6 protein-coding genes and 2 pseudogenes are annotated in these 10,425 nt (G+C 67.8%); 2 read left to right on the top strand and 6 right to left on the bottom strand.

The annotated features are described in order from the left end of the window. Nucleotides 1-319: 319 nt before the first annotated feature. From ACZ7NC_RS43090 to ACZ7NC_RS43080, 3 genes and pseudogenes are all read right to left on the bottom strand, one after another. A pseudogene (locus tag ACZ7NC_RS43090) lies at nucleotides 320-826 on the bottom strand (transposase); the annotation flags it as partial. Continuing rightward, nucleotides 799-1,020 (bottom strand): annotated as a pseudogene (locus tag ACZ7NC_RS43085) (DUF6192 family protein); the annotation flags it as partial. The pseudogenes ACZ7NC_RS43090 and ACZ7NC_RS43085, both read right to left, overlap by 28 nt. 871 nt (nucleotides 1,021-1,891) lie before the next feature. Next, nucleotides 1,892-2,224 carry a helicase associated domain-containing protein gene (locus ACZ7NC_RS43080; protein ID WP_471497407.1) on the bottom strand — a complete coding sequence of 111 codons (333 nt, stop codon included), beginning with the start codon at nucleotides 2,222-2,224 and terminating at the stop codon, nucleotides 1,892-1,894. 570 nt (nucleotides 2,225-2,794) lie between these two features. Here ACZ7NC_RS43080 and ACZ7NC_RS43075 point away from each other — a divergent pair. Both ACZ7NC_RS43075 and ACZ7NC_RS43070 read left to right on the top strand, forming a co-directional pair. Next, nucleotides 2,795-3,091, top strand: a complete 297-nt coding sequence (locus tag ACZ7NC_RS43075; RefSeq protein ID WP_471497405.1) for a type II toxin -antitoxin system TacA 1-like antitoxin — start codon at nucleotides 2,795-2,797, stop codon at nucleotides 3,089-3,091. Beyond that, entirely contained in the window at nucleotides 3,088-3,477 is a 390-nt protein-coding gene (locus tag ACZ7NC_RS43070; RefSeq protein ID WP_471497403.1) for a fic family toxin-antitoxin system, toxin component, read from the top strand. Before ACZ7NC_RS43075 ends, ACZ7NC_RS43070 begins: the two co-directional genes overlap by 4 nt. A 688-nt stretch (nucleotides 3,478-4,165) precedes the next feature. Here the strand turns inward: ACZ7NC_RS43070 and ACZ7NC_RS43065 are convergent. From ACZ7NC_RS43065 to ACZ7NC_RS43055, 3 genes are all read right to left on the bottom strand, one after another. Beyond that, on the bottom strand, nucleotides 4,166-6,286 hold the full coding sequence (locus ACZ7NC_RS43065; protein WP_471497401.1) for an MMPL family transporter: 2,121 nt from the start codon (nucleotides 6,284-6,286) through the stop codon (nucleotides 4,166-4,168). Nucleotides 6,287-7,433: 1,147 nt separating this feature from the next. Then, the gene (locus tag ACZ7NC_RS43060; protein WP_471497399.1) at nucleotides 7,434-8,771 is read right to left on the bottom strand and encodes a hypothetical protein; all 1,338 of its coding nucleotides are present in this window, start codon (nucleotides 8,769-8,771) and stop codon (nucleotides 7,434-7,436) included. Nucleotides 8,772-9,623: 852 nt separating this feature from the next. After that, the gene (locus ACZ7NC_RS43055) at nucleotides 9,624-10,028 is read right to left on the bottom strand and encodes a hypothetical protein (protein WP_471497397.1); all 405 of its coding nucleotides are present in this window, start codon (nucleotides 10,026-10,028) and stop codon (nucleotides 9,624-9,626) included. Between the last annotated feature and the right edge of the window lie 397 nt (nucleotides 10,029-10,425).

Raw genomic sequence — 10,425 nt, 5'->3', positions numbered from 1 at the left:
GCAAGACGCTCGGCTGGGATACCCCAGCCGAGCGTCTACGTGATCTACTCACCGTCTAAAGCCAAGCGGTGTTGCGACGACCCCTTGAACCTAAGTCTTCAGCACTCCCACGGTTCTCACAACAAGCGTCCGAAATGGACCTTTGGTGCATTAATGTAATCAGATAGATACTTTGCGTGCAGTTTCGAGGATGCGAGGGACGGTGACAGCGGCCATCGCGTGCTGAAGACCTGAACTGCGCGAGGCAAGGCCAGCAGGACAACACGATTGCGGTGCCGGTGACAGCCAGGTGCCGCCCGGCAGGTCAGACTGTCTGCAGTGTCGGTTGAGGGCGGGGCCGACCCGTGTTGGGCCGGATCGCGGGCCGGGTGAGGCGGCGTGTCATCAGGGTGATTGCGGCGAGGGTGAGCATCGCTTCGGAATGCTCGGGCCGGATCTCGTAGTCGCGCACGTTCCGACGCGCGTGCAGCAACCACGCCAGTGACCTCTCCACCACCCAACGCCTGCTCACGGTCTTGATCGTCAGGTGAAGGAAGCTCTTGGCCCAGGTGACGAATGTGCCGGCGCAGGCCAGGTCGGCCCAGATGGTGGTGATTTCGGGGTGCATCAGCCGGAGTCGGAAGAGGGCTTCGCGGGCCGCAGCGCTGTCGTCCATGTCGGCCGGGGTGACCATCACGAACAGCGGGAGTCCTTTGAGGTCCACGATTATGTGTCTCTTCCGGCCCGGCGTCTTCTTCCCCGCGTCACCTCCGGCGTCCGCCGCCGCTTCCCGGTCCGCTCGTCCAGCGGCGGGTTCTTGACCGCTCCCCACCGCTCGGCGGGGTCTGAGATCGCTGCGAGGACCTGGTGAGTGCTGAAAGCCACCCCAGGGCACCCGTGCCGTTCCGGGAACCGGCTGGCCACCCACCGATACTCCTTGATCGTGTTGTAGGGGACGTTGATGTCCTCCGACAGCCGGTGCAGCCACGCCGACACCCCGAACAGGTCGCCCCCGACCGACCGCCCGCCATGCTCCTGCATCGGCACCACTTCGAAGGCACCGTCACCGATGATGTACTGGCACTTCGCCATCGTGCCGACGGCCTCGCGCATCCTCTCCACGATCTGCTCGTACCGCGCGATGCTGACGCTGCCGATCTGCTCCGTACTGGGCACCATGCCCACCCCCTGCCAGGCCGGAGCGCGGCCCCGTGGCCGTGAAGAGGGGAGCTCCGGCCCGCCCGGTACGGGCACAATCCGCCCGCCGACCCGCACCGCAAAGGCGTACGGCCACAGCGTTCGGAACACCCGAACGCTCTCCGCAAAGCCCGCTGCCGGACCATTGAGAGCGAAGAGCCCCATGCGCACACAGCCCGCCACAGTGACGCCGGAACGAGATCAACAGAGGTTCAAAGATGGGCTCTCGGCGCGAAGCAAGGCGTTCCTCGTCCGTGCCGACGCGTGGCGAATGTCCGCCGGTGGCCGGGTGATGTCGGCATGGCCATGGTTCAGGGCCGCGTACAACGCACGGCCCCCGACGACCTCGCCGTGGCGCGCTCCGACACGCGCATACGTCGCCTCGCAACGGTGACGCTGCAGCGGATGCTTCTTGCTGAGCGTCGTGATGTAGCAGACTCACCCCTAACGGCGGTCTTGGGACAGGTGGAACTCGCGCTCTGGCCAGCACGAAGGATCACGCCAGGACCGCCGTCCGCGTACGCCCGTCTGTGTTCGGCACGGACTCCCGCCTGAAGCTTGAGGATCACCATGCAGCAGGGGTGCGATCCCGGCCGCCCCATCGCATGCCGAGGGCGTCGAGGTCAGCGCGGCGCTGCGGACTCAATTTCGCGGCTCTGCGGCGGGTGTTGTCGAGGAATGAGCCCCAGCCGGACTGCTTCTCCGCCCACGTTTTCTACGTGTTGGCGGAGCACTCGTAGGTGGCCTTCGCGGGCGTAGGCTGTTGTGCGGCTGCGATGTTGGCCGTCCATCGGTCGTTCTGCGTGCGGTGGGCGGGCACCGCGACCTCGCTCTCGCCTGCGGGTTGGATGCCGAGTGTTTCGAGGAGGTACTGCTGAGCGGGCATGAGCTTGTCCCATCCTGTGCGCTGTCCGCCGACCCACGCCCCGAGATCTTCGCCCTGCACGATCAGCTCGCCCGCCACGGAGGGCAGCACGCCACCGGCCCGCACGTGGGCGAGGAGAAGCCAGTAGCCTCGCTGCCAGTCGATCTCCCAGACATCCACCACCCCGGATCGATGTCCGCGAGAGCCTCCAGACGGCACTCTGACAACTCCCCAACAGCGAAGACGCCCACTTCCCCGACAGCGCGCCGGCGGTAGGAGGAGGCCGAGACAGCGCGCCATCCCATACCGCCACATGAGCGTCAGAGACTGGGACGGAATTGTCGACGCGTGGAAAGAAGACGACTCCTGAGCCCTCCGGCCCGTTTCATCGGCTGGCTGTCCGCGTCATGCTCCGCTCCAGTGAGCCGGTCGTCTTCCACGGCCGCACCGAGATCGCCCGGCCCCCACGGTTGACTGTCGAGGGCGCCCAGCGCATCGTGCTCGACCACCTCGGTGGCGCCGTCTTGGCACCCACGAGGCGAGGGCCTTGACCGACTCGTCCACGGGGTCGCCGGCCTCCTGACGGTGTCCGTTCTCCGACCCGAGGACGGACACGTCATCGCATTGCTTCCGGAGGCGGCAGCCGGGTACGCCTCGCTCAGGCCCGGCACGGGCGAGGCTCCACCCCTGATCGAGGTTCGGGCTCGTGGTTCCAGGAGACCTCAGCATGGTACCGCTGGTACCTTGGGTGCCATGACGGAACCCAAGGCCATGAATCTACGCTTCCCCGACCCACAGCAGCGGGCTGCCATCGCGGCTGCCGCAAGGCAGGAAGGGGTCAGCATGCAGGAGTACATCCTGTCGGCCGCCTACGCCCGCGCGACCGCCGTTGAGCAGCGGTTCCTGGACGGCTTCAAGGCATCGATGGCCCGCAGCGGCGCGGCCTTCGCGGCCGAATCCAGCGCCGTGGAGCCCAGCGCCGAGCACCGGGCGGCCGAGCAGCAGGCGCAGCAGGAGCTCGACCACCAGGAGCGAGGTCACGCCGCGTGACCCAGCGCGAACCGCTCCACCCGCTCGACGTCACCTTCCTGCTGCACGCCGCCGAACTGCTCGACGGCGATCCCCAGGTAGACGACTACGGGCCGCTCTATGCCGCTGTCGCCCGGGTCAACGCCAGGGCGATGGAACGTGACATCTACGGATCCCTGCACATCAAGGCGGCCGCGCTGCTGCAGACCCTGGCGAAGCTGCCGTGCCTGGAGCACTCAGGCGAAGCCTTCGCATGGCATGCCACCGAGGCCTACCTCTCCCTCAACGAATGCCACCTTGATTACCCGCCCAAGGCGGCTGTCGCCCTGGTACGCGACGCCGCCTCCGGAGTACTCGGTGTGGCCCGGATCGCCCGGCAGCTTCGCGACTGGACCGTCGCCGTCTGATCCACACGGTCGGCGCCCTGGCGGGGCGAGGGAGAGGCTGGGCCGACGGGTCACCCACCGCGTGCGAGGGATTTTGAGACCCTCCTCCCCCATCCCCCACACCATCCTCCGGGCGATACCGGTTGACGCCGTGAGGCATGTCGTCCCCGACGCCACGCAACGTGGCCCTCGGTATCGATGGCGTCCGTACACAGCCCGGCGGGTCCTGGTCCGCACCCCGTACAGCCCTGCGTGGATGAGCCGGCCATGCGCTGGGAGGGTCCAGGTCGGCGCCCATTGCCCCCACGTGGCCATGTGCCTGACCGAGGGTGCAAGCGGGGCGGGACGGGCATCGACCACCCGGCCGGGGACCGAGACAGAGCAGCCGATGGCTGAGGAGCTGCGGGTGAAGAGCCGAACAGCCCGCCGGTCGGTCCTGCGACGGCCTGGGTGTCCACTCAGTGCGGTCTGGCACCTGCGCCTACACGATCGCCCCGTGATCATCCCCCACCACCAGGGATCAACGAACGTCCCTGCTGACAGGACCAGTTGAAGGGCCGCCGCCGGTCATTTCTGTGGTGGACCGGTGGGCAGGCAGCCATCCCGTCGCAGCTACTCCTCCGATACCCCACTCCGACCGCCGTTTCATCCGCGGGGTGCCTCGCCCGGACCCACACGTCGGCTGCGCGGTCAGGGGCGTTGGTACGCCTCAGCCGTCACCCTTCTCCTTGCGTGCGGTCAGCAGCCGCGCGGGCACGCGGGTCGGGGCCCACCAGTTGGCCGGGCCGAGGGCGGCCATGACGGCTGGTACGAGGACCCCGCGCACCAGGACGGCGTCCACCAGCGCGCCGAGTGCGATGCCGATGCCGATCAGCTTGAGCAGTGCGACGTCGGAGCTGCCCATGGCGGCGGTGGAGATGGCCACCGCCGCCGCGGCGGACGTCATCAGCCGGCCGGTATGTGCGATGCCGTCGACGATCGCGGTGCGGTTGTCGCCCGAACGCAGGTACTCCTCACGGATGCGGCCCAGCAGGAACACCTCGTAGTCCACCGACAGCGCGAGGGTGATGAACAGGACGAACAGCAACGTGGACGCGTCCAGTGAGCCGGTCGCCCGGAATCCGCCCAGGAGCTCGTTGCCCCGCCCGTCCTGGAAGAGCACCACGATCGCCCCCAGGCTCCCGCCCAGGCTCACCACCCCCACGGCGAGCGCCTTCAGCGGGGCGACGATCGTACGGGTGTAACTGCCGAGCAGGAGCAGGAGCGCCACAGCCGGCACCAGCAGGCACAGCGGCAGGGCATCGAGTACGGCCTCGCGGGTGTCGGCCACCTCGGCGGCCCGCCCACCGACGGCCACGGCGCCAGGAGCGGACGCCTCGCGTACGGCCCGTACGAGTTCCTCGGCCGCGCGGGTGTCGGGGCCCACGCCGGTGGCAAGGGCAAGGACAACAGTCTGGCTGCTGGGCGATGCAGCAGCCTTGCCGGAGAGTTTCCGTACGACCCGTACATCTGTCACATCCTTGATGCCTGCCAGGTGTTTGGTGTAATCGCCGGCCTCGGTCGCCGCCCGGGGGCCGGTGACGACCACCGTCAGCAGCCGTTCCGGTGGGACCGCGAATCCGGTGCGGACGCGTTCGGCCACGGTGACCGCCGAAGCCGACGGGGGCAAGGTGCGCTCGTCGACCAGGCCGAGCCGGGCGTGGGTGAAGGGCAACGCGAGCAGTGCCAGGACCAAGACCGCGAGGCCGCCGGCGAGCACGGGCTGCGCGGTGACCGCGTGGGCCGTGCGCCGCCAGAACCGGCTGCCGTCACCCGTGCCGCCGCGCCGCCACCGCCGCAGCGGATCCCAGCGCTCGATGCGCGGCCCGAGCAGCCGCAGGCAGGCGGGCAGCACGGTCAGCGCGACCAGCGCCGCCAGCACCGCGGTGACCATGCCCGCCATGGACAGCCCGCGCAGCAGCGGCACGGGCACGACCATGGCGGCAGCGAGGCAGGCCGCGATGGCGGCGGCCGAGAAGGCGATCATCCGGCCGCTGGAGCGCAGGGCTGCCCGCAGAGCGCTCTCCCGATCGCCGCCCCGGCCCAGCTCTTCCCGGAACCGGGCCAATAAGAAGAGGCTGTAGTCGACGGCGAGCCCCAGGCCGATCGCGGACGCAGTGTTCACAGCGGGCCGTGGAATCTCGACAGCCAGCGTCAGCAGGCCCAGCAGCGGAAGTGTGCAGCTGACGGCGAGAACGGCCACCATCACGGGCAGCAAGGCAGAGACGATGGAGCCATAGGCGAAGACCAGGACAACGAACAGCGCGGGCGCCGCCAGCAGTTCCGCCCGGCTCAGATCCCGCTCGATCGCCTCGTCGATCTCCCGGTTGGCCCAGGCCCCACCGCTGGGTTCCACCCGTAGCGCGGGGGCGGCTGAGCGGGCCGCGGCGACAACACCCGGCGCCACCTCCTTGCGTTCCTCGTCCGATCCCGCCAGCCGGGCCTCCACCAGCAGGGTCCGCCCGTCCAACGACCGCAGCCACGGGTCGTGCGCGGTCTGTGCGGACCACACTGCCTTCACCTCCTTTCTGGCGGACAACGCCCGCACCACGTCCTGCGCGCCCTCCTGCAGCCCGGGCCCCGGCCGCCCCGACAGCGCGAGTACGAGGTCGGGGGCAAACACGCCCAGCCGCTCGGCCTGCCGCCCGGCCCGCTCCGCCTCGGTGCCGGTCGCGGCGGCACCGCCCGTCCCCAGCGCCGAGAAGACGAGCGGGGCCAGTGCAAGCGAGCACAGTGCTGCTAGGAAGGCGGTCGCGACCACCAGCCAGGACCTGCGTCGTAAGTCAGGCATCAGTACCTCCTGAATCCTGGGAACAGCGCTGCCGCCGCGTTCTGCCCGCCAAATGTGAAAGAGCAGCTGAGCGCAGCAGGGGGTTGGGCAGCTCTCGGCAACCTGCCTGGTGGCATTCAGCTGTCACATTTCTCGGCTACTGACTGTTCCCGGCGGGGTGACTGGAACAGGGGCACGGTCACCTGCGGCCCATCGGGGGGACGTCTCCTCGGTGAGGTGCACCGGCTCCGCCTCGGCCGGCCAACACAGGACGGTACGTACGAGTGTCGGCGCCCCCAAGTGCGTGGGCGCCGGGGCAAGCGGGGAAGACCGCACGGTGTGCAGAAGGTGGGCCCGGCGTGCGCCGGCCGCCAGCTCCATCGGCAATCCGGCCACAACCGCCCTGTGTGGCAACCGCGGGCGCGAAGCACCCAGCCCAGCGCCCAGAGCCCCGCTAAAGCCGCGGTGTCCACAGCAAGCACCTTTCTGCGCAGCCTTTGCCGCTCGCCCCCGGCCGGGCGCCGAAAGCCCTGCCCCGGCACCGGGCAGACGGCCACCAGACAATCCCTGGCCCCTGTCCGTTGTGTGCAGTTTCCGGTACTGCCGTCTTTCGGGCACCCCCGGTCGGCCGGACAGGCGGCTCGTGACCTCGTCCGGCTCAAGCGGGCAGTTGCCAAGCCGCTTCGGTGACGGATCAGCGCCCAGAGGCTGACGCGGTGGCGTGCAAGATAGGTCCCCCGGACCGAGACATTCGGACCGGCATCCAGCTGCCAGTCAGCGATCGCAGCGCTGTGGCTCCACAGTGAACCGGGTGTGCACGGGCGCGCTTATGTGCCGATCACCCTGCGTGTCATCATACAGAGTCCGCGATAATCGGAAACAATACAGCCATGCAAGATCCAGTTGACACTGCAATTATCTTATGTAAAAACCAGTCTCCGACTTCGATTCTGTCTGATGCAAGCGAAATTGCGAGCCCTGACAGTGCCGCCAGGCAGACGTCACAAGACGTTAGTCGGCAAGGACGGCAGCCTCATTGTGCGGCAGACCGAGCGACCCATGCCGATGAGCCTCCTCTGCGGATCTCTTGAGCGCCACGCCGGAAGACGGCTGTCGCCGAGCATGCCCCCACCCCCCGAAGAATTGGTACGCCTCGCCCCAGGCGGCCTCAAGCAAGGAGACGCGCCTGGTTCAGAAGTTGGCGTGCTGCCCGGTGACGCTGGTAGGGCCGGAGTTGCTCTCGCAAGAATTGCAGATGGCGTGCGGCGCGGGCAGAGTGCAGGGTGGGATAGGCGGTGAGGAAGGCTTGCCAGTGGGACAGGGCTTGTTCGAGATGGCCGACGCTCAAGTGGATTTCGGCGAGGCGGGCTCTAGTGAGGGCGACAGCGCGGTGTTCGGCGGGACTGCGCATGCGTAGTGATGTGTTCAGCGCGTTGACGGAGCCAGAGTGATCGCTGAGGATACTGAGCGCCTCGGCGCGTTGGTAATACAGGGCGCCAACCGGATAGGCAGTGAACGGCCCGGGAGGGGCGTCGGAACGAGCATGGAGACGTTCGGCACGCTCGAGGGTGTCCAGGGCGGCGCGCGCGTTGAAATAGGCCTCAACCACGGCTAAATGGGCGTGGGTGTAGGCCTGGACGGCTGGCGGAGCGGCACCGGCATACGCTGTGGCCTGTTGGCTGAGGTGGAGTACGGTCGGCGTGTGGTGGCCCAGCTCGAATGCGTGAGTGGCCATGATGCGCAGAGCGATAGCGAGGGTGGCGGAGTCACCTGCATCAGCGGCGAACCGGGCAGCTACGTGATGGTAGTGCTGGGCGGTCCGATCGTGGCCGCTGTCCGCGCTCATGAGGCCCAGCAGCAGGGTCAGTTGGGCGGCTGCGGACAGCACGGCGCGTCGACTGCGCTCATTTCTCTCGGTATGCAAGACGGGGATGACGTGGTGTGCGAGGAACGCCGCCAGGGCAGCCCTCACCGGCTCTCCGCCGTACTCCTCGGCTGCAGTGTGGAAGTGGAGTGCCATGCCGTGCAAATGATTGGATTCGGTCGAGCCGGGATGCGCAGTATGAGATCCGTCCGGTGCGGGCTGGTCCATTTGGACAGGTGGCGCGAGTTGCTCAGATACGGCCAGAGCGGCCAGGCTGAACCCGTCGGTTCCGAGTAATTTTCGCCGGGCTGGGTCGAGTTCGGCGCTGGTGAGCTGGGACAATTTGCGTAACGGGTCTGCCTCCCATCCTGGGTCCACCGCCACGGCAGGTGTGGACGTGAGGCCGGCCTCCTGTGCGGTGACGGGTCGGCCAAGGCGGCGAGAGAGGCATTCCAGCAACAGCGCGGGCGCGGGTGGTCTGGGCTGAGTGCCACCCAGCCAGCGCCGCACAGTGGTGTAGTCGTAGGACACGGACAGACCCTGCTCGGCCGCCAGGGGGCGCAGCGCACGGGCCAGCTGCGCGGGGTTCAGCCCCGCCGCCTGCATCAGCGTCTTCAGACGGGTGTTAGGTTCACGGGACACGCTGAAGCACCGCCTGACTGTGTCGGATGCGAGAGCGCCGGAAAACCGTGCCGCACCCCCTCTAATGGCAAGCCCGTTCGAAGAGGTGGTGCTTACGCGTTGTATCACCTGATTGAGAGCAGGTCAGGCAGCTCCGGATGGCACGAGGGCGGTTTCAGTCCCGAACCGCGCTAGCTGTTGCGGGCCTCTGTGAACCACCGAGCTGGCGCCCACCCAGGCACTTTGCCCGCTGTCAATTGCCGGTGGCCCGGCAGCTACACCACGGATCTGGGGCGAAGATTGACCGAAATCCCTGCTAGGGACGTACAGCTTCAGCGGGCTGAGGCGAGGCCGTGGGGCAGTTGAGCGAAGCGAAGTCTCTCTCATCTCAACTACGAGCCCACGAGGCCCGGTTGGCCCCCGTGGCTGTGCTCTCGGCTTGCCGCACGCAGTTGTCGAGTGGTGAGCGCGCTGATCTCACCTGCGAGGGCGCCGCTGCAAACTCCGCCTGTCCCCGCGGGCCATGGTGGCTCTGGTGTACCTGGGCGAGGATCCCGCCCCTGGCCCACCCGCTCTGCGGCGGGCCAGGCCGAATGCCCTCGTGGAGGCAGCATCGGTGAGTGCAGTCGGGTCAGCGCCGGCGAAGGCCGCGACTTGGCTGCGAGCATGGACAGGCCGTTCCGGGCGGGGCCTGACCACTCTGGCTGACCGACATCACCCTCGGCCGTACCGCTGGGGTCGGCCCCTTCGCCTCGCAGCGAACGCATCCGCCCGCCCCATCGCGCGCCCCGGACTCCGCGGCCGGTCGAGCCAGCGTTCTCCTTGCCAGGCGGGGTCTTGCCGGGCTCTTGGTGCCCGCGATGATGAGGCGTCTCAGCCGGCGGTGTCGGCTGATCTCTCCTCACGGCCATCTTCTAGCCCCTTCCACGCCGTGAGTACATCGGCGGGGTCCAACTCCCTCCAGAACCCGTGGGCCACGATCTTGCCGATGAGCTCGGCTGCCCGGGCCCGCAGTCTGGCGATGGTGGCGTCGTCGTCGGAGTCGGCCAAGTTGTTGGACGAGCGGACGGGCCAGAGGTCTGTTTCCAGGGACTCCTGAGCGCTCTGTTGCTGCGCTGGGCCAGGGGGGCTCCCGAAGAAGTCCTTCAGGGCATTGTGGATCTGGCCCAGTTCCGTCTGCGCATCGATCAAGTCTCGGGGGTAACTGTAATAGTTTTCTTCTCGAACAGTTGTATGCGGCTGCTGCAGACCAACGATACGTCCGCTCTTCTGGCTCATCCCCTGCAACACCGCCCTGCCCGTTGACTAGTCACAGCCACCATCTCAAGGAAGGTGGCGCCGTTCCTACCAGCGCCCCTGCCCCACTACGCGGGCCTCATGCGTCGTCAACCCATTTCTTGTAGAGGAGTTGGCCGACCTGGCCAGCTCGGGAGGCTCAACGAGATCCTCTGCGCAGTCGCGCGGCAAAACGCGCCGTTAGGTGACGTTCTGGTGCGGGACAGAGGTATCGATGCGGATCATGCAAATATGCAAGACATTTGACTGCGGGCCCTGTCTATATGCATGACCGGAAGGCCTCTGCCTCGTTGTTTCACGACGCCGAGCGGTTGATCGTGCGCCCGTGATGTCGTGTTCGTTCCTGTCGGGGGCGTTGGTCCGGCAGGTTCGCGTGTCG

This window comes from Streptomyces sp. NPDC111802 (assembly GCF_055634335.1).
The sequence above is the reverse complement of the archived record's forward strand: the minus strand, read 5'-3'. Positions and strand labels throughout refer to the sequence as shown.

Bases quoted from the DNA above. Each gene is read 5' to 3' on its own strand.
- ACZ7NC_RS43055 (WP_471497397.1), bottom strand. From the start codon at position 10,028: ATGAGCCAGAAGAGCGGACGTATCGTTGGTCTGCAGCAGCCGCATACA.
- ACZ7NC_RS43065 (WP_471497401.1), bottom strand. From the start codon at position 6,286: ATGCCTGACTTACGACGCAGGTCCTGGCTGGTGGTCGCGACCGCCTTC.
- ACZ7NC_RS43075 (WP_471497405.1), top strand. From the start codon at position 2,795: ATGACGGAACCCAAGGCCATGAATCTACGCTTCCCCGACCCACAGCAG.